Source organism: Rhizobium sp. RM (genome assembly GCF_013390595.1).
In the GTDB taxonomy this organism is placed as follows: domain Bacteria; phylum Pseudomonadota; class Alphaproteobacteria; order Rhizobiales; family Rhizobiaceae; genus Agrobacterium.
The window spans coordinates 98,312-121,687 of sequence record NZ_JACAWV010000008.1 but is presented as its reverse complement, the minus strand read 5'-3'; the positions used below and the strand labels follow the sequence as shown (position 1 = coordinate 121,687).

26 protein-coding genes are annotated in these 23,376 nt (G+C 57.6%); 18 read left to right on the top strand and 8 right to left on the bottom strand.

Going from position 1 to position 23,376, the window contains the following annotated elements; all coding sequences use genetic code 11:
- The first annotated feature begins 26 nt into the window (after window positions 1-26).
- Window positions 27-1,049: a glucokinase gene (locus tag HWX89_RS09450; protein ID WP_138794238.1), complete on the top strand. Its 1,023-nt coding sequence runs from the start codon at window positions 27-29 to the stop codon at window positions 1,047-1,049.
- 96 nt (window positions 1,050-1,145) lie between these two features.
- Entirely contained in the window at window positions 1,146-1,973 is an 828-nt protein-coding gene (dapB, locus tag HWX89_RS09445; RefSeq protein WP_138794237.1) for a 4-hydroxy-tetrahydrodipicolinate reductase, read from the top strand.
- Window positions 1,974-1,985: 12 nt separating this feature from the next.
- Here dapB and phnF read toward each other — a convergent pair whose 3' ends face one another.
- Window positions 1,986-2,705 carry a phosphonate metabolism transcriptional regulator PhnF gene (gene phnF / locus HWX89_RS09440; RefSeq protein WP_138794236.1) on the bottom strand — a complete coding sequence of 240 codons (720 nt, stop codon included), beginning with the start codon at window positions 2,703-2,705 and terminating at the stop codon, window positions 1,986-1,988.
- A 99-nt stretch (window positions 2,706-2,804) separates the two neighbouring features.
- Here phnF and phnG point away from each other — a divergent pair, with 99 nt between their 5' ends.
- The 16 genes from phnG (at window position 2,805) to HWX89_RS09360 (ending at window position 16,795) form a co-directional block, all read left to right on the top strand.
- Entirely contained in the window at window positions 2,805-3,269 is a 465-nt protein-coding gene (phnG, locus tag HWX89_RS09435; protein ID WP_138794235.1) for a phosphonate C-P lyase system protein PhnG, read from the top strand.
- On the top strand, window positions 3,269-3,877 hold the full coding sequence (gene phnH, locus HWX89_RS09430) for a phosphonate C-P lyase system protein PhnH (protein WP_138794234.1): 609 nt from the start codon (window positions 3,269-3,271) through the stop codon (window positions 3,875-3,877). Before phnG ends, phnH begins: the two co-directional genes overlap by 1 nt.
- Window position 3,878: 1 nt before the next feature.
- On the top strand, window positions 3,879-4,988 hold the full coding sequence (locus tag HWX89_RS09425) for a carbon-phosphorus lyase complex subunit (protein ID WP_138794233.1): 1,110 nt from the start codon (window positions 3,879-3,881) through the stop codon (window positions 4,986-4,988).
- A gap of 134 nt (window positions 4,989-5,122) precedes the next feature.
- The gene (locus HWX89_RS09420) at window positions 5,123-6,025 is read left to right on the top strand and encodes an alpha-D-ribose 1-methylphosphonate 5-phosphate C-P-lyase PhnJ (RefSeq protein WP_138794232.1); all 903 of its coding nucleotides are present in this window, start codon (window positions 5,123-5,125) and stop codon (window positions 6,023-6,025) included.
- Complete coding sequence (gene phnK, locus HWX89_RS09415; protein WP_138794231.1) at window positions 6,022-6,798, top strand: phosphonate C-P lyase system protein PhnK; 777 nt, start codon at window positions 6,022-6,024, stop codon at window positions 6,796-6,798. Before HWX89_RS09420 ends, phnK begins: the two co-directional genes overlap by 4 nt.
- A gap of 28 nt (window positions 6,799-6,826) precedes the next feature.
- A complete protein-coding gene (gene phnL / locus HWX89_RS09410; protein WP_138794230.1) occupies window positions 6,827-7,534 on the top strand; it encodes a phosphonate C-P lyase system protein PhnL in 708 nt (235 codons plus the stop codon).
- Window positions 7,531-8,169, top strand: coding sequence for a DapH/DapD/GlmU-related protein (locus HWX89_RS09405; protein WP_138794229.1), 639 nt, complete (start codon window positions 7,531-7,533; stop codon window positions 8,167-8,169). Before phnL ends, HWX89_RS09405 begins: the two co-directional genes overlap by 4 nt.
- A gap of 81 nt (window positions 8,170-8,250) precedes the next feature.
- Window positions 8,251-9,111, top strand: a complete 861-nt coding sequence (phnC, locus tag HWX89_RS09400; RefSeq protein WP_138794228.1) for a phosphonate ABC transporter ATP-binding protein — start codon at window positions 8,251-8,253, stop codon at window positions 9,109-9,111.
- An 85-nt stretch (window positions 9,112-9,196) separates the two neighbouring features.
- Window positions 9,197-10,102 carry a phosphonate ABC transporter substrate-binding protein gene (phnD, locus tag HWX89_RS09395; protein WP_138794227.1) on the top strand — a complete coding sequence of 302 codons (906 nt, stop codon included), beginning with the start codon at window positions 9,197-9,199 and terminating at the stop codon, window positions 10,100-10,102.
- A 70-nt stretch (window positions 10,103-10,172) separates the two neighbouring features.
- Window positions 10,173-11,159: a phosphonate ABC transporter, permease protein PhnE gene (phnE, locus tag HWX89_RS09390; protein ID WP_138794922.1), complete on the top strand. Its 987-nt coding sequence runs from the start codon at window positions 10,173-10,175 to the stop codon at window positions 11,157-11,159.
- Window positions 11,159-12,508, top strand: a complete 1,350-nt coding sequence (gene phnE / locus HWX89_RS09385; RefSeq protein ID WP_138794226.1) for a phosphonate ABC transporter, permease protein PhnE — start codon at window positions 11,159-11,161, stop codon at window positions 12,506-12,508. Before phnE (HWX89_RS09390) ends, phnE (HWX89_RS09385) begins: the two co-directional genes overlap by 1 nt.
- A gap of 127 nt (window positions 12,509-12,635) precedes the next feature.
- Window positions 12,636-13,334, top strand: a complete 699-nt coding sequence (locus tag HWX89_RS09380; RefSeq protein ID WP_178340686.1) for a DUF1045 domain-containing protein — start codon at window positions 12,636-12,638, stop codon at window positions 13,332-13,334.
- On the top strand, window positions 13,331-14,467 hold the full coding sequence (locus HWX89_RS09375) for an alpha-D-ribose 1-methylphosphonate 5-triphosphate diphosphatase (protein ID WP_138794224.1): 1,137 nt from the start codon (window positions 13,331-13,333) through the stop codon (window positions 14,465-14,467). The genes HWX89_RS09380 and HWX89_RS09375 overlap by 4 nt, the downstream gene beginning before the upstream one ends.
- Window positions 14,467-15,096 (top strand): phosphonate metabolism protein/1,5-bisphosphokinase (PRPP-forming) PhnN, encoded by a 630-nt coding sequence (gene phnN, locus HWX89_RS09370; protein ID WP_246705142.1) that lies wholly within the window; start codon window positions 14,467-14,469, stop codon window positions 15,094-15,096. Before HWX89_RS09375 ends, phnN begins: the two co-directional genes overlap by 1 nt.
- A 56-nt stretch (window positions 15,097-15,152) precedes the next feature.
- Window positions 15,153-16,193, top strand: coding sequence for a helix-turn-helix domain-containing protein (locus tag HWX89_RS09365; protein ID WP_138794223.1), 1,041 nt, complete (start codon window positions 15,153-15,155; stop codon window positions 16,191-16,193).
- Window positions 16,194-16,549: 356 nt separating this feature from the next.
- A complete protein-coding gene (locus tag HWX89_RS09360) occupies window positions 16,550-16,795 on the top strand; it encodes a helix-turn-helix domain-containing protein (protein WP_138794222.1) in 246 nt (81 codons plus the stop codon).
- 288 nt (window positions 16,796-17,083) lie between these two features.
- Here HWX89_RS09360 and HWX89_RS09355 read toward each other — a convergent pair whose 3' ends face one another.
- From HWX89_RS09355 to HWX89_RS09325, 7 genes are all read right to left on the bottom strand, one after another.
- On the bottom strand, window positions 17,084-18,073 hold the full coding sequence (locus tag HWX89_RS09355) for an Ldh family oxidoreductase (protein ID WP_138794221.1): 990 nt from the start codon (window positions 18,071-18,073) through the stop codon (window positions 17,084-17,086).
- Between the two features lie 139 nt (window positions 18,074-18,212).
- Complete coding sequence (tolA, locus tag HWX89_RS09350) at window positions 18,213-19,145, bottom strand: cell envelope integrity protein TolA (RefSeq protein WP_138794220.1); 933 nt, start codon at window positions 19,143-19,145, stop codon at window positions 18,213-18,215.
- Window positions 19,142-19,627, bottom strand: coding sequence for a TonB system transport protein ExbD (gene exbD, locus HWX89_RS09345; RefSeq protein WP_138794219.1), 486 nt, complete (start codon window positions 19,625-19,627; stop codon window positions 19,142-19,144). The genes tolA and exbD overlap by 4 nt, the downstream gene beginning before the upstream one ends.
- 6 nt (window positions 19,628-19,633) lie before the next feature.
- Entirely contained in the window at window positions 19,634-20,803 is a 1,170-nt protein-coding gene (gene exbB / locus HWX89_RS09340) for a tonB-system energizer ExbB (RefSeq protein WP_138794218.1), read from the bottom strand.
- Between the two features lie 192 nt (window positions 20,804-20,995).
- The gene (gene hutC / locus HWX89_RS09335) at window positions 20,996-21,733 is read right to left on the bottom strand and encodes a histidine utilization transcriptional repressor HutC (protein ID WP_138794920.1); all 738 of its coding nucleotides are present in this window, start codon (window positions 21,731-21,733) and stop codon (window positions 20,996-20,998) included.
- Window positions 21,734-21,767: 34 nt separating this feature from the next.
- Entirely contained in the window at window positions 21,768-22,553 is a 786-nt protein-coding gene (locus HWX89_RS09330; protein ID WP_138794217.1) for an ABC transporter ATP-binding protein, read from the bottom strand.
- Complete coding sequence (locus HWX89_RS09325) at window positions 22,553-23,326, bottom strand: ABC transporter permease (protein WP_138794216.1); 774 nt, start codon at window positions 23,324-23,326, stop codon at window positions 22,553-22,555. Before HWX89_RS09325 ends, HWX89_RS09330 begins: the two co-directional genes overlap by 1 nt.
- Between the last annotated feature and the right edge of the window lie 50 nt (window positions 23,327-23,376).

The window sequence follows — 23,376 nt, the reverse complement described above, 5'->3', positions numbered from 1 at the left end:
TGCTCGCACCAAAAGTGGAACAGGTAATGCCCAAGACGTCCGATACCGAATATCTTTCTTTTCCTATCCTTATTGGCGACATCGGCGGCACCAATGCCCGCTTTTCGATCCTGATCGATTCCTTTGCCGAACCCGTGCATTTCACGACGGTCAAAACAGCCGAGTTTCCGACCATCGACGACGCCATACAGCAGGCTGTTCTCGACAAGACGTCCATCCAGCCGGTTTCGACCATTCTCGCTATCGCGGGCCCGATCGAAGGCGATGAAATTCCGCTGACCAATTGCCACTGGGTCGTCAAACCCAAGGATATGCTTGCCAATCTCGGCCTGAAGGATGTGATCGTCATCAACGATTTCGAAGCGCAGGCGCTGGCCATTGCCGCTCTCGATGACGACAACCGCGAGCTGATCGGCCCTCAGGGCAAGGACGCGCTGGCGTCCCGCGTCGTGCTGGGACCTGGTACCGGTCTTGGCGTCGCAGGCCTCGTTTACGCGCGGCACATGTGGTTTCCTGTTCCGGGCGAAGGCGGTCATATCGACATCGGCCCGAGAACGGAGCGCGATTACGCCGTTTTTCCGCATATCGAAACCATCGAAGGACGCGTCGCGGGAGAGCAGATCCTGTGTGGACGAGGACTGGTCAACCTGTACCGCGCCGTTTGCGCTGCTGACGGCATCGAGCCGATATTTTCCGATCCTGCCGATATCACCTCCGAGGGTCTTGCGAACAGCAATGCCCAGGCGCAGGAAACACTGTCATTGTTCAGCACCTATCTCGGACGTGTCGCAGGTGACATCGCGCTGATATTCATGGCGAAGGGCGGAGTTTATCTGGCCGGCGGCATCTCGCAAAAGATCATTCCAGCGCTCAAGAGCCCGGAATTCAGAGCCGCATTTGAAGACAAGGCGCCGCACAAGGCCCTGATGCGCAGCATTCCGACCTATGTCGTGACGCATCCGCAGGCAGCCCTTTCCGGCCTTGCAAACTACGCCAGAACACCATCGGATTTCGGCCTCTCGCTTGATGGGCGCCGCTGGAAAGCCTGATAGCTTGCGAAGCGGGCGGATGATCTTTACCTTCCGCCGCCAAACAAGGCAGATATGGGCAGGCTGCGGTCTGTCGAAAGCAGGATGAGTGAGAGCATGAGTGGCAACGATATGAAACTGGTGGTGGTTGGCGCAGCCGGCCGCATGGGACAGGCCCTTATCCGCCTCATCCATGAGACGCCAGGTGTACAGCTACATGCCGCCGTCAGCCGTGAGGGATCTGCCTTTGTCGGTCGCGATGCCGGCGAAGTCGCTGGCCTTGGGCCGATCGGTGTCGCAATCACCAGCGATCCACTCGAAGCATTTCTGCATGCGGAAGGCGTAATTGACTTCACCTCCCCTGCAACCAGCGTGACCTATGCAGGCCTTGCCGCGCAAGCACGCATCGTCCACGTTATCGGCACCACCGGCTGCTCCCTGGAAGACGAGGAAAAGTTCAAGGCCGCATCGCGCCATGCGCGGATCGTCAAATCCGGCAACATGAGCCTTGGCGTCAATCTGCTCAGCGTTCTGACGGCACAGGCGGCACGCGCACTGGACGCGCGGAACTGGGATATCGAAATTCTGGAAATGCATCACAAGCACAAGGTCGATGCTCCTTCCGGCACCGCTTTGCTGCTAGGCGAAGCGGCAGCGTCAGGGCGCAGGATCGATCTGGCAACATCATCCGTACGCGTACGTGACGGACATACGGGCGCACGGGAGGCTGGAACCATCGGTTTTGCGACGTTGCGCGGTGGCTCGGTGATCGGTGAACATTCGGTGATCTTCGCCGGCGAAGGTGAACGCGTCGAGCTCTCCCACTACGCAGGCGACAGAGGCATTTTTGCGCGCGGTGCGATTGCCGCTGCTGTCTGGGGTCGCGACAAGAAGCCGGGGCTTTACTCCATGCTGGACGTCCTTGGTCTGGCCTTGCCGGAATAGGCAAAGCCTGTTTCAGTTGTCGATGGTGAACTCAACGCTGTCAGCCGAAAAACGGCTGATAGCGTATTGCACTGGCGTACCATCCATATCCGTGTTCAACGCTTGCGTTACAAGAACGATCGCGCCCGGCGACAACTCCAGATCAGACAAGTCACCGGTGTCGGCGTGGGTTGCGGATATAACCGTTGTTGCGCGGATGTAGTCAGACAATCCAAGTTTCGCAAAGGCACTGGTGATCGAACCACTGGCGCGATAAGCCTCTTCAATTCCTGAAAACCGGCTGGCCGGAAACCATGTTGTTGATCTCGAAACCGGCCGATGATCAGCCTTTCTCAAAATTTCCATGCGGATGAGAAAGTCTCCGACATTCAGCTTCAGGCGGGATGCGAGGTCCTCGTTTGCCTGCTCTGTCGAGTGTGACAAAAGCAGCGCCTCCATGTCCTTGACCTGATCGCTGATTCCGGCGGTAAAGCGCGTGCGTTTTGAAATCGGAAAGCTCAGCCGGCCTTTGCGGATAATCATCGTTCCACGTCCTTGCAGCGGTTCGACGATGCCTTCACTGGCAAGAGCCGCAATAGCGCTGCGGACGGTGTGGCGATTGACACCGAATTTCTCTGAGAGCGACATTTCCGGCGGCAACATGCCTGTCGCGTCATGAGTACCAGCCGAAATCTCCTGCCGTATCCTGTCAGCGATCTGACGCCATAGCGCCACGCCATTCTTTCTTTTCATCGCCCCCACAGACCCCCTGTCACACGCTTGTCATTCTTCGACGGTAACTGTACCTTACATTGTATAGTTGTCTATATCAATAGACATTTGAGGTCAATGATGAACCAGCAGGATACAAACCCTCCTCATGCAGAGCGCAAGCGCGTGGCAGCACTGCTTTCCCGCGCCACACTGCAAGAACTCCAGAGCGCATGGACCCGACAGGAGACAGACCCGCAAGCGCAGAGCGTACGCGGTCCCGAAACGGGGCTCGTTATGGTCAAGGGCCGCATCGGTGGTGGCGGGGCGCCATTCAACCTTGGTGAGACCACCGTGACACGCGCCACGGTGAAACTTGCATCCGGCTCCATCGGTCACGCCCATCTTTTGGGAACGAGCCGCAAGAGAGCCTGGTATGCGGCAATCTTCGACGCTCTTTGGCAGGAAGCCCCAAACCGCCGCTTCGTGGAGGATGAGATACTGACGCCCGTTGAAAAAAGACTGACGGACGAAAAAGACAAGCAGATCAAGGAAACGACTGCCACACGGGTCGACTTCTTTACCATGGTTCGAGGAGAAGACTGATGGCTATAAAGGCCGAGGCACTCACGGGCGGCTTCACCAATGTCGTTCTCGATTCGCAACAAATCTTCAAAAAACTGATGGACGGCATGTCGCGACCGGGCACGGTTCAGACAATCGATCCTCTGGCCAATCCACCGGCACCGCTTGCGCCTTCAACGGGTGCCGTGCTGCTGGCCCTTTGCGATCACGACACTCCCATCTGGCTCAGCAACGCGATCCGAAAGACCGTCGTGCCAAGCTGGATTGGTTTCCATACCGGCGCGCCGACGACGGAAGAAAAACAGGATGCGCGTTTTGCAATCGTGGAAGCTGGCAGCAGCCTGCCTGCTCTAGGAGCTTTTGCTCAGGGAAGTCAGGAATATCCTGACCGCTCAACGACCATCATCATCGAATTGCCGGATATCGATAACGGCCTAGAACTGGCGCTGTCCGGCCCGGGCATCCGTGACAAAAACCTGATCCGTCCCTCCGGCCTGCCAGAGATGTTCATCACGCTTTGGGCCGAGAACAACGGCATTTTCCCGCGTGGTGTCGATATCATCCTGACTTCGGCCGATCACTTCATCTGCCTGCCTCGCACAACGCGCATCGAACCCGTGGAGATGTAAGATGTATGTTGCCGTCAAAGGCGGGGAAGCCGCCATTGCAAATGCCCACCGACTGCTCGCCGACAAACGGCGCGGTGACCGCAACCTGCCTGCCATGACAGTCGATCAGATTGTCTCGCAGCTTGCGCTGGCCGTCGACCGCGTCATGGCTGAGGCATCGCTTTACGATCCCGAACTCGCCGGCCTTGCCGTCAAGCAGGCACGTGGCGACATGATCGAAGCGATTTTCCTGTTACGCGCCTATCGCACGACGTTACCGCGTTTCGGCTATTCCGTTCCGATCGACACTGCCGATATGGCGGTTCAACGGCGGGTTTCGGCAACTTACAAGGATCTGCCCGGCGGCCAATTGCTGGGACCGACATTCGACTATACCCATCGCCTGCTCGATCCATCCCTGCTGGAAGACGAGACGGTGGAACCCGCCAATGTGCGAGAAGGCAACGCGGAGCATGTGATGCGCGTTTCCGATATTCTTGCAGGCGAGGGATTGATCGAAACCGATGGCGATATGCCCGAAGACCATATCCCGGGCGACCTGACACGCGAGCCGATGGAATTTCCAATGCCGCGTGACCTGAGACTACAATCCCTGGCACGGGGCGATGAAGGCTTTCTGCTCGCTCTCGCCTATTCGACCCAGCGCGGTTACGGGCGCAACCATCCCTTTGTCGGAGAAATCCGCATCGGCTCCGTCGAAATTGAGCTTGAAGTTCCAGAGCTCGGATTTGCCGTTTCAATCGGCGACATTCAGGTGACTGAATGCCAGATGGTCAACCAGTTCAAAGGCTCGGCCAAGGCACCCCCCCAGTTCACACGCGGTTACGGCCTGGTTTTCGGGCAAAGCGAACGCAAGGCAATGGCGATGTCACTTGTGGACCGCGCCCTGAGAGCAAGCGAATTCGGGGAGGACGTTGTCGCGCCCGCGCAAGACGAAGAGTTCGTGATTTCCCATGCCGACAACGTCCAAGCGACGGGCTTCGTGGAACACCTGAAACTGCCACACTACGTGGATTTCCAGGCTGAACTTGTTCTCGTCAGGAAAATGCGCGCCGATTTCGACGCGATGAACGCCTCAGAGGCAGAATGGATGAACGATGCAGCCGAATAAATCAGCGGCTGCGTTCTTCGCCGAACCAATAGGCGCAAAAGATACTCGATGCTGCGAATACAGCAAAGAAGACTGCGGCAAGAATTCCCATCTCCATGAGCTTTGTACTCCTTTTTTCGCAAGGTTAACGCGCAATGCTTAAAGAAGTTTCATTCGACGACGACTTGGCGACCTACAACTTCGCTTATCTGGACGAACAGACGAAGCGCATGATCCGCCGGGCGATCCTCAAAGCCATCGCCATTCCCGGCTATCAAGTACCTTTCGCATCACGGGAAATGCCCATGCCCTACGGCTGGGGAACAGGAGGTGTTCAGGTCACCGCCTCGATCATCGGCCCTGACGATGTTCTGAAGGTCATCGACCAGGGCGCGGACGACACCACGAATGCGGTATCGATCCGAGCCTTCTTCCAGAAGGTCGCAAATGTCGCGGTCACCACCCGCACCGGTGATGCAAGCATTATCCAGACACGCCACCGTATCCCTGAGGAGACACTGCGCGAGGGGCAGGTTCTGGTGTATCAGGTGCCGATCCCCGAGCCCCTGCGTTTTCTCGAGCCGCGCGAGACCGAAACGCGGGTCATGCACGCATTGGAGGAATATGGCCTGATGCATGTCAGGCTCTACGAGGATATTGCCCATAACGGGCGTATCTCCAAGACTTACGCCTATCCGGTAAAAGTGGCGGGTCGCTACGTCATGGACCCTTCGCCGACCCCGAAGTTCGACAACCCGAAAATGCACATGTCGGAAGCGCTGCAGTTGTTTGGAGCCGGACGTGAAAAGCGCATTTACGCCGTTCCGCCCTACACAGAGGTCGTCAGCCTCGACTTCGAGGATCACCCCTTCGAGATCCAGAGCTTTGAAAAGCCCTGCGCGCTTTGCGGCGCCGAAAATGTTTATCTGGACGAGGTGGTTCTCGACGACAAGGGCGGGCGAATGTTCGTCTGCTCAGACACCGACCATTGCGAAGACCGGCGCTGCCACGGCCACAAGGGCCTGATGCTGGCAGACGTGAAAGAGGCAGCCGAATGAGTGACGCACCCCTTCTCAAAGTTCAGGACGTTTCGAAATATTACGGCGACCGTGCCGGTTGCCGCAACGTCTCCTTTGAACTGTACGCCGGCGAGGTTCTCGCTATCGTCGGCGAATCCGGGTCCGGAAAGACCACCCTGCTCAACTGTATCTCCACACGGTTGATGCCGACAGCCGGCAGTGTCGAATACCGTCTGCGCGATGGCTCGGTACGTGATCTCTACCGGATGAGTGAGGCTGAGCGTCGACTGCTGATGCGCACCGACTGGGGCTTTGTGCACCAGAACCCGGCTGACGGGTTACGCATGACGGTCTCGGCCGGCGCCAATGTCGGCGAACGGCTGATGGCTGTCGGCAACCGGCACTACGGCAACATTCGCAATTCCGCCAGCGACTGGCTGGAGCGGGTCGAGATCGGTACCGACCGTATCGACGACCAGCCGCGAGCCTTTTCCGGTGGCATGCGGCAACGTCTGCAGATCGCCCGCAATCTCGTCACGTCCCCTCGCCTTGTTTTCATGGACGAACCAACGGGTGGTCTCGATGTGTCCGTTCAGGCCCGCCTGCTTGACCTCGTCCGTAATCTCGTCACCGATCTCGGCCTCGCAGTCGTTGTCGTGACACACGACCTCGCCGTAGCAAGGCTTCTTTCTCACCGGATGATGGTGATGAAGGGCGGCAACGTCATCGAGCATGGCCTGACCGACCGGGTTCTGGACGATCCGCGCGAGCCCTATACCCAGCTTCTCGTTTCCTCGATCCTTCAGGTCTAAGCGCCGCGCAAAAGCGAAAGATATCAACATGCCAACGCCTCTCGTCGTTTCCGAAGTCTTCAAGAGCTTCACCATGCATCTGCGCGACGGCCTTGAACTGCCGGTGGTGCGTGACGTCAATTTCTCCGTGTGCAGTGGAGAGTGCGTCGTTCTGGGTGGTCCGTCCGGCATCGGCAAAAGCTCGATCCTCAAGATGCTATACGGCAACTACGCCATCGACGGCGGTCAGATCCTGATCCGCCACGAAGGTCAGGTGGTCGACCTTGGCAGTGCCGCACCACGAACGATCCTCGACATCCGTCATCGGACCATCGGTTACGTCAGCCAGTTCCTTCGTACCGTGCCGCGTGTTTCGGCCGTCGATGTCGTGGCCGAACCGCTTCTTGCCCGCAAGGTCGACGCTACGGAAGCACGCGAGCGGGCCGGTGAACTCCTGGCCAAGCTCAATCTACCGCGCGAATTGTGGACGCTGCCACCGGCAACCTTCTCCGGCGGTGAACAACAGCGCGTCAATATCGCCCGTGGTTTCATCACCGATCACGCAATTTTGTTGTTGGACGAACCGACGGCTTCTCTTGATGGCGCCAACCGCCAGGTCGTCGTGAACATGATCCTCGACAAGAAAAGCAAGGGCACCGCCCTGCTCGGCATTTTTCACGATGAGGAAGTGCGTGAGGCCGTCGCCGACCGCATTATCGACGTCTCACAATTCTCCCCTCGAAAGGCTGCAGCATGAGTGTCAAGGTTGGCCTCGAACCCGCTATCCATGAAACAGCCCGCGTTACCAATTCGACCATTGGCCGCTACACCGAAATTTCGGAACGGTGCCGGCTCGAAGAGGTGGAGATGGGTGACTATTCCTACATCATGCAGGACGGTTCGGTGTGGTGCGCGACAATCGGCAAGTTCGTCAATATCGCAGCGTCAGTGCGCATCAACGCCACCAATCACCCGGTAGAACGGGCAACATTGCACCATTTTACCTATCGCGCCGCCAATTACTGGGATGACGCGGAAAACGAGCACGACTTCTTCGATGCCAGGCGCGCGCGACGGGTGTGGATCGGACACGATGTATGGATCGGCCACGGCGTCACAATCCTGCCAGGCGTCACGGTTGGAAACGGTGCAGTCATCGGAGCCGGTGCTGTGGTATCGAAAGATGTTGCCCCCTATACGATCGTTGGCGGCGTGCCGGCAAAGTTGATCCGCGAACGTTTCACGGCCGAACTCGGTACCCGCATGGACCGTCTGGCGTGGTGGGACTGGGACCATGCCACCCTCCGGTCGGCACTCGATGATTTCCGCGCACTGGGTGCCGAAGCATTCGTTTCGAAGTATAGCGGCCAGGTATCTCGGCCTTCCGTGTAATATTTTCTTCATTAAACTGACATTCGGACTTCACGGAGCGCTGTTAGGTCGATCCCCGTCAAAAAAAGATTGGACGGGGAAATGAGCTTTCACCTGAAGCAAGTCACGCGCCGTTTCGGCAACCACACTGCCGTCGATGCCGTGAATATCGATATCCCGCAGGGCCAGATGGTCGGCGTGATCGGACGTTCAGGCGCTGGCAAATCAACCCTTCTGCGCATGATCAATCGGCTCGTCGATCCTTCCGCAGGCTCGATCCATTTCAACGACCTGGAAGTGTCCGCGCTGAAAGGTGCTGCCCTGCGCAACTGGCAGCGCGATTGCGCCATGATCTTCCAGCAGTTCAATCTGGTACCGCGTCTCGACGTTCTCACCAATGTGATGCTCGGTCGTCTAAACCATCGTTCGACGGCACTCAGCCTCTTGAACATCTTCACGCACGACGAGCGCCTGATGGCGATCGCGGCCCTCGAGCGCCTCGGGATCGAGCACGTCGCCATGCAGGCCGCCGGCACCCTTTCCGGTGGTCAGCAGCAGCGTGTGGCAATCGCCCGCGCCCTTATGCAGTCGCCGAAAATGGTTCTCGCCGACGAGCCGATCGCGTCTCTTGATCCCTTGAATGCCAAGATCGTGATGGACGCGCTGCGCGACATCAACGAGCGCGAAGGCATTACCGTCATCACCAACCTGCACACATTGGATACGGCGCGCAATTACTGCGAACGCATCATCGGCATGTCGGGTGGCCGCGTCGTTTTCGACGGCACACCGTCAGAGCTGACAGCCACTGCGGTCAAGGCGATCTACGGCACGGACTCGCAAGGTGCCGGCATCGATGAAACCATGACGTCGACAAGCATCAACATTCCCGGCGCGCAGCTTCCAGCCCGCGCGTCGCAGCAATCTGCCGGTCCTGAACCGCTGGCTATGGCCGGGCTTTAAGACCGCTGAGGATCGTTTGCGCCCGCGTAAAGGGGCCACTTTCACAATAAACAAACCCCGGTTCGCCGGACATGAGGAGAAAACCATGTTGAAGAAAGCCCTTCTTTCGGCGGTCGCAGTTTGCGTTCTGGCCGGCTCCGCAATGGCTCAGGACGTCAAGGTTCTGCGCATCGGTCTCGACGGTTCCGAAAACGAAGCCGACCAGATCCGCAACACGAAGTGCGTTGCCGATGGCCTGAAGGCAGCAACCGGCGTTTCCGAAGTACAGATCTTCCCGTCGCCGGACTACAACGGCGTTATCCAGGGTCTGCTCGGCGGCACGATCGACATTGCTTCCATGGGCGCGTCGTCCTATGCCAAGATCGCTCTGACCGACCCCAACGCCGTTGACCCTATCCTGACCACGGCTGGCTCTGACGGTGCCACCGGCTATTACACGATCATGGTTGCCCGCAAGGACAGCGGCATCAAGACGCTTGCCGATGCCAAGGGTAAGAAGCTCGGCTTCGCCGATCCCGACTCGACCTCGGGCTACCTCGTTCCTAACGTCGCGCTGCCGAAGGAAATCGGTGGATCGATCAAGGAATACTTCTCCGAAACCGGTTTCGGTGGCGGCCACGAGAACCTCGTTCTCGCCGTCCTCGACAAGAAGTTCGATGTCGGCACCACCTTCGGTTCGGGCGTTGGCAAGTGGGAAGAGGGCTATTCTGCCGGCAACCTTCACCAGATGGTCGCCAAGGGCAACCTCGACATCGACGATATCGTTGAAGTCTGGAAGTCGCCGCTGATCCCGAACGGCCCGCTGATGGTTACCAACAAGCTGGGCGATGCCATGAAGCAGAAGGTTGAAGACTTCTTCATGGAACTTCCAAAGAAGGATCTCGCCTGCTTCCAGGGCTTCAGCCAGGGTCAGAACACCGGCTATGTAAAGGTCGATCCGTCCTTCTACCAGACGATCATCGACGCTCGTAAGTCCGTTATCGGCGGCTGATTATCACGACACCATTTCGGAAGCGGCGGTGCCAAAAAGCACTGCCGCTTTTGCCAAGAAGGAAAGCGGTATGGCGACGACCCTGCAACATGGCGACCTGCAAAACGGGGGATTGAGCGCATCGTCCGCCACCGTGATGCGACATTATCAGCGGCAACTTGCCACCCGACGCATCTATACCATCATCTCTCTGGTGGTGTTTCTGATCATTCTCGGCGCATCCCTGAACTTTGCCAATGACGCCAATTCGGGCAAGTTTTTCGAACGCCTGCCTTACTTTTTCGATTTCCTGAAGACCTTCGTGCCGGACAGTCCGCTTGAAGTCTTTCGCGCCATGTTCGACCTGCCATCTCCTTATGCAGATGGATCGCTGAAATACGATTATACGGCGGATCGCGTCTATATCAGCGGCAGCTTCTACATTCCGCATTTCATCTACCAACTTATCATCACGCTCAATATTGCGCTCGTTTCAACCATCATCGGCACGGCTTTCGCTTTCGTGCTCTGCTTTTTTGCCTCCACCAATCTCGTCGGCGCGGGCCTGGTGCGCTGGGTGGTTCGACGGACAATGGAAATCCTTCGTGCCTTCCCCGAAATCGTCATCGCGGGGCTGCTTACCGCCATCCTTTCGATCGGCCCTATTGCCGCAATCATTGCCATTTCCGTTCACACGATCGGCGCGCTCGGCAAGCTGTTCTTCGAGGTGGTCGAGAACGCCGACATGAAACCGGATGAGGGATTGCGCGCGGCTGGCGCCAACTGGCTGGAGCGCGTTCGTTTCGCGATTGTGCCACAGGTGCTGCCGAACTTCGTTTCCTATGCGCTGCTGCGCGCCGAAATCAACGTGCGTGCTTCCACCATCATCGGCGCTGTCGGTGGCGGCGGTATCGGCGAGGTCTTTCGTCTTGCCATCGGCCGCGATCATGCCGCCAAGACCTATGCCATCATCCTTCTTCTGCTTGTGACGATCATTGCCGTGGACCAGTTTTCCGCCTGGCTTCGCCGCAGACTGATCGGACATCAATCCTTTGAATTCGGACGGGGAGCTGCCTGATGTCGTCCAGTTTCGTTCTCAACGCTGGCGAACGCGAGCGACTGACCTCTGCCCATCCGGAAGTTTTCAAACGCAGCTTCATGCAACGCTACGGTCTTCTGACCGGTATAACAGTCGTCTTCGCCTATCTCGTCGCCTGCTTTTTCTTTTTCAATGTCGGCCCCACCTTCATGCAGGGTCGCTGGGACCGCGCTTCTACCTATATCCAGGACTGGTATTCGTGGCGGGCGCAGCCGCGCCTGCGTTTCGACGATGGCAAGGTGGTACCGCAATGGTCGAGCCGTGGGCAGTACCCCGCCGATGCAAACATTAGCTGGCTGCAGCCGATGGCCAACGGTGGCTATAGAGTGAGCTATGGTGGAGAAGACAACCGCCTCGATATCACGCCAACACAGGTCGATGTCTTCATCGATGGCAAAAGCTATCCGGTGTCCATCAATGACGATACGGCCCAGGTACCTTCGGATGCTCCCGCCGCAATCCAGCAGGACGGCAGCAAGGTCATCGTCCACTACGGCTTTGCCGGTCAGGCAGAAATCCGCACAAGCCAGGTTTATGTCCAGCGCCGGTTCCTCGGCTGGGCCAACTTCTGGTTCGACACACGCTCGGAGTTCTGGGGTAAGGGCTATGGCGAACTGGCTGCTCTGGCTCTCTGGGGCGAGAGACTTGATCCGGCGCGCTCTAACATCGGCCATATGGTCGATGATTTTCTTGAAAACGGCGTCTGGCAGCATGCGGATATTCTGTCGAAACTGATGCAGACATTGGTCATGGCCTTTGTCGGCACTCTGTTCGGTACGGTCGTTGCCCTGCCGCTGGCTTTCATCGCCGCGCGCAACATCACCGCCAACAAAGCGGCGAACTGGGGCATGAAGCGGCTGTTCGATTTCCTACGTTCGATCGACATGCTGATCTGGGCGTTGTTCTTTACACGCAGCTTTGGCCCTGGACCAATCCCCGGGATCGCGGCGATCTTCTTCACCGACACCGGTGCGCTCGGAAAGGTCTATGCGGAAGCGCTGGAAAACGTCGACGACAAACAGCGCGAAGGCGTCAAATCCGTTGGCGCATCGCCGCTCGCCGTCAATCGCTTTGGCGTGTTGCCACAGGTTCTGCCGGTGTTCATTTCCCAGTCGCTGTATTTCTGGGAGAGCAACACGCGCTCAGCAACGATTATCGGTGCGGTTGGCGCGGGTGGTATCGGTCTGAAACTTCTTGAGGCCATGGGGACCAACGCGGACTGGGACAAGGTTGCTTACATGGTCTTGCTCATCCTGACGGTGGTTTTCGTGTTCGATAATATCTCGAATGCACTGCGGTCCAGACTGATCGGAAAACAGCACCACTGACGGCGATTTTTATCGCCTTCATCATCATTCTGTCATGGAAACAATTTACCCCGCATTCCTGACCTTGCGGGGAGCGGGCGAGTCACGCCAAATAGCTTTTCGCTCCCGGTTTCCATGACATTGAAGAGTGCTGAACGTGCGTTACGCCATCTATTTTTCCCCGGCTAAAGATCATCCGTTGACTGAAGCGGCGTCGCGCTGGCTGGGACGCGATGCCTTCTCCGGGACGTTGCATGACGACCATAGCACCTTTGCCGACGTAACCGCGGAACCGCGACGCTATGGCTTCCACGCCACCTTGAAAGCTCCGTTCGAGCTGTCGGAAAAATACAGCGAGGCTGACCTCCTCTCTGCATTTGACGACTTTGCCGCAAGCCAGTCGGCCTTCGACATCCCGCGTGTGGTGGTCGACGCGCTCGGACCTTTTTTCGCGCTTGTTCCCGACCGCACCTACCAACCGCTGCAGGACTTTGCCGCCGAGATCGTCGATCATTTCGACAGGTTCCGTGCTCCACTTTCCGAAAGCGATATCGCACGCCGTCGGCCACAGAGTCTGACGGAAAGCCAGCGGCAAAATCTTTCTTTGTGGGGTTATCCCTATGTCATGGACGATTTCCGTTTTCACATGACGCTGACTGGTCGTGTCGATGACAGCGAGGCGACGGGCCTGCGCGATATCCTCACCAGCGAGTTCTCCGAATTTACAGACCGTCCGCTCAGCGTTTCCGGCATTGCCCTGTTCGCCGAAGAAACCCGCGGCGCTCCTTTTGCCGTCCATCGCTGGTTGCCGCTCGGCCATCAGCCAAAGAAAGATGCCACGCCATGACCGAACACGTTCTTTCCAACGCCCGAATCGTCCTGGAGGACGATGTTGTCTCGGGTTCCGTTCTCATCCGCGACGGGAAGATTGCGGATATCAGCGAGGGGCCATCGGCCCACGGTGAAGATTTTGGCGGTGACTTTCTGATCCCGGGACTGGTCGAGTTGCACACGGACCATCTGGAACAACATTATTCGCCGCGCCCTGGCGTAACCTGGGACAAGATCGCCGCCATTCAGGCGCATGATGCACAGGTCGCATCGTCCGGTATCACCACGGTTTTCGACTGCCTGCGGCTTGGCTCTGATGAAGACGGTGGTTTTAAAAAGGGCGAAATGCGCGAAATGGCCGATGCCATTGCAGCGGCGTCCGACCAGAACCGTCTGCGCGCCGATCACCTTCTGCACCTGCGCTGTGAAGTCGCCTCTTCCGACGTCCTTGACCATTTCGAGGATTTCGAGACAGACCCGCGCGTGCGATTGATCTCGCTGATGGATCATTCTCCAGGACAGCGCCAGTTCCAGTCGATGGAACAGTACAGCTTCTATTATCAAAAGAAGCGCGGACTGAGCGATGATGCGTTCGCCGAATTCGTCAAGCGACGTGTTGCTGCCTCTGCCGCCTATTCTGCCAAGCATCGCGACTATCTGGCAGCAAACTGTGCGGAACGTGGCATAACCGTTGCCAGCCACGACGATGCGACTGAAGCACATGTCGGCGAAGCGATCGGGCACGGCGTAAAGCTTGCAGAATTTCCCACCAGCGTCGAAGCCGCACGCGCATCCCACAGCGCCGGCATGAGCGTCTTGATGGGCGCGCCGAATATCGTTCGCGGCAAGTCCCATTCCGGTAACATCGCTGCCCGCGATCTCGCGGAGCTTGGCGTTCTGGACGTTCTGTCGTCCGACTACGTGCCGTTCAGCCTGCTCTATGCGCCATTCCTGCTTGCCGATCAGGTGGAAGGCATCACCTTGCCGCAAGCCTTGGCGATGGTGACGGCGACGCCAGCTCGGACGGTTGGTCTCGATGATCGCGGCCGCATCAAGACCGGCCTGCGGGCAGACCTCGTCAGAGTTCATCGCGAACACGGCGTTCCGGTCGTTCGTTCCGTTTGGCGCCAAGGCAGACGTGTCGCATGATGGAGGCAGATCGTAGCGCGCGCACTCAGCATTCTGCATCCGGCGTCATGATCGTGGTTGTCGGTCCAAGCGGTGCCGGCAAAGACACGCTGATGGATTATGCCGCAAGACACCTTGCGGACAAGGCATGCTTCCATTTCACAAGACGCGTGATCACACGCAGCGGAGACGCAGGGGGCGAAAGCCACGACTCCGTTTCCACCGAGGAATTCGATCAGCGCCAGCAACAAGGCGCTTTTGCCGTCTACTGGCAGGCGCATGGATTGAAGTACGGGATACCGGCAAGTGTTTACGATCATCTCGATGCGGGGAACGTGGTGATCGCCAATGGCTCCCGGTCCGCTTTGCCGCAATTCCAGACGGTTTTTCCCAAGCTCAAGGTGGTCAATGTCGTTGCAAGGCCGGATGTTCTGGCGAAACGGCTTGAGTTGCGTGGACGCGAAACCAAGGAGGATATCCTCAAGCGGCTGGAACGCAGCACACTCAGTGTGCTTGGCGATTTCGACGTCACGACAGTGGACAATAGCGGCTCAATCGACGAGGCCGGTCAAACCATCATCACCGTCCTGAAGCAAAGCTATTCGACTTGTATGCGTGAAACTTTGCGCAGCACATCGCTCGACAAATAATTGTTCCCGGCTTAGCATCTGACGACAAATACTCAACATTATGCGCCAGACGACCGATGCCGGGAAAACATCTCAACGACGACATAACGGTCGTGGCCGGTCTCGCTGCCGGTGTGAGCGGTTATGCGCGATCGCGCGGTATTGATATCGTCCCCATCTGCGGGGCTCTGGGCATCGATTCCAACCAGTTCGGTAGTCTGACCGAACGCATAAGTCTCGACAAGCTTTGCCGTCTTCTGGAAACCTGTGCGGTGATTTCCGCTGACGACGCCTTTGGCCTGCAATGTGCGTCTGTGTTTCCGGCCGGGGCTTCAGGGGCTTTTGGGTATGGCCTGATGAGTGCTCCAGACGTGCGGTCGTTTCTGCAATTTCTTCAAGATCACGTTTATTACGCAACCAATACAAGCCATTTCACGATGACGATGGATGAGCACCACACGTCGTTGTCATGGACGTTTGCCCCGGTTATTGCCAGACGTGACCAATATGTGGATCTGGCGTTAGGTATTCTTTTTGAGCGGCTACGCGATATTCTGGCTGAGCGGACCAACCAGATCGAAATTGGCCTGGAACGGCCAAAACCGCAGAATATCCAACTGTTTAAAGATCGGCTGACGCGGCGGATAGGCTTTTCACAAGCGATCAACACGCTGCGTGTGCCGGCCGCATTGCTCGATATTGCCAATCCTCATGCCGATACGCGGCTGTTCGAGTTGATGAGCTTGCAGTGCCGAATGCTGCGGCCGGAAACATCGGTGGAAGCCACCCAGTTTATCGATCAGGTGAAACGCTACCTGCAAATGCGGCTTACCGACGCGGAACTGTCGCTGACGGAGATTGCGCCCTATTTCAATCTGTCAGAACGCAGCTTTCAGCGCAGGCTGACGGAACTTGGAACCAACCTCAACGAGATCAAGGATACGATCCGTAAAGATGCCGGCTACAGACTTCTCATTGAGAGCGATCTGCCGGTTTCCGATATTGGCTACAGGCTGGGATACTCTACCCCAGGCGCCTTTTCGCGCTCTGTTTCAAGATGGTTCGGCGCAACACCGACCGAGATCCGTAAGAGATATACATATCATTACGCCGAATAAGGCGGTATTTTCGCAATTATATTTCCGATCAAAGAAGAAAACATCACCAAAAAATCCCGGAAAAACTCGAATTGCCCCAAAATGTAACAACAAAACCATGACGTGTGGCATCTAAAGTTATTTCCTTCATTTTCGATATCGCTTAATAGCGGCCATCTTCCGGACCCGGCAACGGCGCCGCCTCCGGGGTTTTGACGGTGCAAACCGTTATTTTATGACCCAGGCCCAGATGCAGACGAACCGACGGGAGCAGTTTCAGGCTTCTGACGACGGAGTGTTTTCTGTTGTTCGCGGGCGCAAAAGACAATGCCCGGTTCCCTTCAAAGAGCCGGTTCCCAAAAAAGAAAAGAACGAACATGTCTTCGCAAGTGCAGCATGGATACGATCATCCGTCCGAGATCGTCCTTTCCGATATGGAGCGAGAATATCTTGGGTTGATCGCTCAGGGACAGCATCCCTCCCGAATCGCGGCCACTACAGGACATGACGAAAAAGACATCAGGGGTGTTTTGGACGGCGCACGCGCAAAGCTTGGCGCCGCCAACCTTCTCAATGCCGTCAGTACCGCGCTGCTGCGCGGCCTGATTGACCGCGATATCTGACGTTCGCGCAATTCGTCCCCTTTGCGTGAACGTGAAAACTGCTTGATGACTTGATGCGTCATGATCCTGTCGCCCAGAGCCACGGAAAAAGCACGGAACTGGCACTGACGCTCTCAGACAGTTTGTTTTGAGCATCAGGCACAGGGATCTGCGCTCAACTTTTCGGTGTTGAGCTCTGGAACGAACGGATGGCGGACCAGAAAATGGCCAGGAAATGATTTCCTGTCTGCGTCGAGGCGCGAGCGGTTTAACCCGGCGGATCTTTTTGATCCGCCGGGCTTTCTTTTTTCAAAGTGCCTGTATTTCCGCAAGGATATCGCTGTCGATCGAAATGCCGCTTTCCAGCGAATTGCGGCGTATACCCTGGCTTCTTCGTCCAGGCAGCCGGACATTCTCCTGGCTTTCAATTTCTCCGACAATCGTGGCCAACCTGTCAGTGAAAAGAGCCGTGCCGGTAGAGGATGGGTCGATTGCGATGATGGTGTGGCCAAGCGATGGGGGATTGCCCTTGTCGTCGAACAGCGAGGACGCCTCAAAAGCGAAGTTACCGCCTGTCAGGGCGGCGGCCATGATTTCGACCATCAAGGCAAGCGCGGCGCCTTTCGCCTCTCCGGCTGGCGCCATGGTTCCGGCCATTGCCTCTTCGGCATCGGTGGTTGGACGACCGTCGCGATCGAAGGCCCAGTCGCCGGGAATGGTCTCGCCCTTTTGACGGGCCGCCATGATCTTTCCACGCGCAACCTTGGACAAGGCGAGATCGATCACCAGCGGATCGGCATCCTTGACGGGCGTCGCAAAAGCGATCGGGTTCGTCCCGTAAAGAGGTTTCGTCCCACCCCACGGGGCCATGGAAGCCGGTGCATTGGCAAACATCAGGGCAACCAGGCCCATTTCGGCAAAACGCTCCACCGTCAGCGCCATGACCCCCGCATGATGCGAGCGACCGATGACCGCCAGCGCGATGCCCTGTTGTCGTGCGATTTCCGGCAATTCGCCAACGGTCAGATCAATCGCCGGATAGGCGTAACCATAACCGGCGTCGACAGCGAGAACGCCCGGTCTTGTCCGCTCGAAGGAAGGACGCACCTTGCCATCGACTTTGCCGGACCGGGCCTGTTTTACATAGGCAGGAATGCGACGAAACCCGTGACCGCCCTGTCCAGCGGCCTCGGAGGCAACGAGTGCGCGCGCGACCGAGCGTGCATTTTCAGGCAAAACGCCGTTGCGCTCGAAGATGGAGGATACAAAATCCTCCGCCTCTGCAATGGATAGTTTCATGTGTGGGATGCCTTGTTTCTGGGAGACGACAAGACCTACACCATCAAGACAATGAGCGAAATCCATTTCGACGCCGGAGACAGGCGGGGACGTCGATATTGTCGATACAAAAAAGGCCGGGAGAGCCCGGCCATTTTGCTTATCGAATGCTGATCGGCACCGTGACTGTCTTACCCGCATCCGGCGGAGGCGCCGGCACTGGCGAAGCGTTCTGAACCCATGCAGCAATCTGTTGGTCGATCGAGGAGTCACCGGTCGACTGTATGACGCTCACACCACTGATGGAGCCTGCATCATTCACACGAAAACGGACAAGCGCTGTCATCGATCCGCCTCTCAGCGAACGCGGCTTACGACGTTCAATGTGCGAACGGACCCGCGCACCCCATTTTGCAGGAGAGACGTTGGAAGACGAGAACAGTCCGCCGGTATTACGAGATGCGGCCGTTCTGTCCGACTGTTGCGCTTCGGCTTTCGCGGTTTCCCGCAGTTGCGATGCCTGCTGCGGCTTCGGACGCTCGCGCTCGACCTTTTTCTTCTCTACCGGCTCTTTCTTTTCGACCTTCTTTTCCACCGGCGGCGGCGGAGGCCGCATGACGGGCAGAGGCACCTCGACATTCTCGAGTGCCGCCATCATTTCTTCCTGCACCGGATCGATCTCTTCGACAGGTTCCGGAATCTCCTCAGGCTCGGCCACTTCTTCTTCGACCGGTTCAGGCGGTGTCACCGGCTCTGGCGGCGGGGTTTCAGCAACCGGCTCAGGTGGCGGCGGTGGGGGCTCTTCAGGAGTAACCTCTTCCACCGGCTGACTGTTGTCGGTTTTCACCTCTTCAGCGTCTTCCGTGTCCTGTGCCTGGGTGGTTTCTTCGGTATTCACCGCTTCAGGAATGGCGGCCATTTCGATCATGATTGCAGCGGGCGGAGAACCGTCCGACTCCGGCTCAACGGGCTCCAACATCAAGTAATATGCGAAACCGGCGTGGACGCCGAACATAACCAGCGCCGCGACGGTCCACAGCGCCAATTCCCCGATACGGGAATGCTTGGACTGCGGGTAACCGTTTTCGGTCATGGTGCTGTTCCCTGCGTGGTGGGCGCCGGTGGTTGAGCTGCGGCGGGAGCTTGCGAAGCGGCAGCGGCACCCTCCAAACCAACTAGCGCGATCTTGAGGTATCCGGCGTCGCGAAGAAGGTTCATGATTTCCATGAAATGCCCGTAATCCACCGCCTTGTCGGCCCGCAGGAAGATACGCGTGTCTTTCTTGCCACCAGTCTGCTGGTCTATGGCAGCCGCCAGGGCTTCACGCGCCACAGGATCGTTACCCAGATTGAGAGACAGATCGTCCTTGACGGTGAGATAAAGCGGTTCATCCGGGCGTTCGGCCGGCTTGGCGGTCGATGCAGGCAGATCAACATTTACATCCACGGTCGCCAAAGGTGCGGCAACCATGAAGATGATGAGCAGAACCAGCATGACGTCGATGAACGGCGTAACGTTGATCTCATGGTTTTCGGAGAGGTCGTCTCCGCTGTTTTCGCGAATGCCGCCAGCCATGACCGATCACCGTCCGACCAGAGATACAGCGGGCTTGCTGCTGCTGCCCGGCGGGATGCGACGGAAATCGAGATCGCGGCTGACAAGACGTTCTACGCCTGCTGCAGCATCCGCCAGCAAATGGCGATAGCCGGTGATCGAGCGGGCGAAGACGTTGTAGATAACAACAGCGGGAATAGCCGCAACCAGACCGATGGCGGTTGCGAGCAGCGCTTCAGCAATACCGGGAGCGACAACGGCAAGGTTGGTCGTCTGCGTTTCGGAAATGCTGATGAACGAATTCATGATGCCCCAGACTGTACCGAACAGACCGACAAACGGAGCGGTGGAGCCAATCGTTGCCAGAACGCCCGTTCCACGCGCCATACGGCGACCGGCATGGGTTTCGATGCGTGACAGCGCAGACGAGACGCGCTCTTTGATGCCGCCACCATCGGTATGATCAACAACGGCGTCCGAGAGGTGCATCTCGTGGCTGGCCATGCGTAGCATGAGCGCAGCAGGACCGCCTCGTTTCTCGACGGCTTCCGTTGCCTCGACCAGCGACTTGGCTTTACGGATCACCTTGAGCGTCTTGCCGGCGCGAACACGTGCGCCAGCAAGCTCGATCGACTTGGCGACCCAAACGGTCCACGTCACAAGCGAGGCGAAGGCAAGTCCGATCATCACACCCTTAACGACCCAATCGGCGGCCATGAACATGCCCCAGGGCGACAGGTTGTGCGGAATGTCTGCACGCTGTGCCGGGTCGGCAATAGGCTCCAGTACCGTCGAGTTCTCAGTGGCGGCTGCAGGTGCCGTTGTCTCGCCTTGCGGCTGCGGAGCGACAGTTTCATTGGTCGGCGCGGGAACGGGAGGCGCCGGCTCACCTGGCGCAGCAGCCGGAGGCTGCGTCGCCTCAACGGGTGGCTGCGTCTGCTGTGCTACCGGTGCTGGCGTTTGCGCCGGCGCAGGAGTTACGGGTGTAGCGGTTGGTGCCTGGTTGGCCGCAGGCGTCTGCGTGGCTGGGTTCGTCTGCTGCGGGGCAGTTTCTGTCGACGTTCCGGGCACAGCCTGCGCAAAAACCGAACCAGCGTGAAGGCCGGTCAGCAACGCGATCACTGCAACTTTTGCGATGCGCCGCTCTCTGGTTGCCGTTTTGGTGAGCGCGGAGGAAGTGGAGGTCTGAACTGACATGAATTTTATCCCGGATTTCCGTCGATGAACCCATCCGAAAATTTGGCCAGTTTTTCAAAACCGGGTCATAACGGATGACGTCGTGCATGCACGATGTTCCGATAATAAACATGAGTTCTTTTGACAACTATTATATTGCCAAAAGCGCAACCGTAAACTGATCTTTACAAAAAAGTGACCACTATTGCTCTTTCAAGTCTTCTGGGACGGAGAAAATTGGGCAACTAGTGTATGCCGCTCGCCAGGATATGTGACTTGAACATGGGTTATGTATTCCGACCCATGCCATGTACGACGCTGAATGACAAGACAGGCAGCCCCGGCTGGAATATCAAGTGCGGCGGCGCTGCGCCGGTCAATAGCGACAGCGCTTATCCGATGTTCAGCCGCGCTCCATGGCACCATTTTCAAAAGCCAGCTTCCAGGCCCGATCTCGGAAAAATCAGCAAACTCCGTTTCCGGAACCGCGCCGATATTGATGACGCGCTCTTCCAGACAAAACGGAACGCCACCGGCAAAATGCGTACAGGTCAATTCGACGACAGGCGCACCGACAGGTAACTCCATCGCCAGCCTGTCCTTCTCATCAGCAGTGCGAAGCAGGCGTTTATCCAGCCTGTAACCGTAAGTCAGACCGAGCGCATGTACTTCACGCTCTATATCGTGGATTTCAAGCACGGCAGACTGCACCTGCGGCTGCTTGACGAATGTCCCGAGACGACGACGACGCTCGATAAGCCCACGCTGTACGAGTTCACCCAATGCCTTGTTCACCGTCATGCGTGAACAATCATATTGGCGCGTGATCTCGTGTTCGAACGGAATGCGATGACCGGGTGGCCATTCGCCGGTCACAATCCGGCGCTCGACATCATTGCGTATCCGCTCGTGCAACGACTTTTCCTGAAGACCGGCCTTTGCGCTCACCATTCCCATGGTCTTTCCTCCAAGCCCGATACGTCAGCTATCCATGCGCTGCCGCAGCAATGGCTTCACCGCGAATTTCCTCGGTAAGCACGGCGCGCAACTGAGAAAACTCAGGGCTTGCCTTGATGGTGTAATGGCGTGGATGAGGCAGGTTGACCGGCGTGATGGACTTGATACGACCGGGACGCGCCGACATCGTGACGACGCGCGACGCCATGAAGACGGCCTCCTCGATGTCGTGGGTCACGAAGATGACGGTTTTCTGCTCGCGCTCCCAAATGCCGAGCAGAAGCTCCTGCATCAAACCTCGTGTCTGGTTGTCGAGAGCACCGAATGGCTCGTCAAGAAGCAGGATCTTCGGGCCGTTCGCCAGCGCACGGGCAATGGCGGTGCGCTGCTGCATACCGCCCGAAAGCTGTTTAGGCCAATGGTTCTCAAACCCGCGCAAACCGACCTTGGCGATGTAGCTATCGACGATCTCCCATTTTTCCTTTTCGGCGACGCCGCGCTCCCTCAAGCCGAAAGCAACGTTCTCACGCACCGTCAACCAAGGAAAAAGGGTGTAGGACTGGAAGACCATGCCGCGATCGGCGCCTGGGCCTTTCACTTCCTGACCAGACAACAGAACCTTGCCCGTCGTGGGTCGATCCAGCCCGGCGATGATGCGCAGCAGGGTCGACTTGCCGCACCCTGACGGGCCAAGGATCGTGACAAAGTCGTTGCGGGGGATGTCCAGATCCGTCGGCTGCAGCGCAAGGGTGGGCTGACCGCCACGGACGCCGGGAAATGTGCGGCTGACGCCTTTGACGACGAGTTCACTCATCAGGCGAGCCTCCATGCAAAAAGCTTCCGGTTCAAGAACTTGAAAGCGAAATCCGAAATCAGCCCGATGATGCCAATGACGATGATGCCAAAGATAATCTGGCCCGTCGCCATCAACGCCTGGCTGTTGATAATCATGTAACCGATACCGGAGGACGCACCGATCAGTTCCGCGACAATCACGTAGGTCCAGGCCCAGCCCAGCACGAGGCGGAGAATTTCTGCAATATCGGGCGCATTTGCCGGAATGAGAACACGGCGCACCACGCCTCTGTCTCTGGCACCAAGCGTATAGGCGGCCTCGACCAGATCGCGCCTTGTCCCTGCAACGGCCACGGACACCATCAGCACGATCTGGAATACGGCACCGATAAAAATCACCAGCAGTTTCTGCATCTCGCCAATCCCTGCCCACAGGATCAGAAGCGGGACGAAAGCAGAGGCAGGCAGATAGCGCGCAAAAGAAACAAACGGTTCAAGCAGGGCTTCAACCGGCTTGTAGGCTCCCATGGCGATGCCAAGCGGCACAGCCACAAGCGAGGCCATGACAAATCCACCGACGACACGCCAAACTGTCATACCGATATCGGCCGCGAACCCCTGATCCGTCAGCAGGTATATGCCATCCTTCAGCATAGTGATCGGATCGGCAAGGAAGGTGGGGGACACAAAACCACCCAAGGTCGCGATGCCCCAGGCGAGGAAAAACAGCACGAAGAACAGGATGCCGAGGCTTATCCTCGCTCCGTTTCCGATCGGTTGAAGAGGGTGCATATTGGCGCCTAGCTAAAAACGGGCGCGGTGCTTTTCGCCACCGCGCCCTT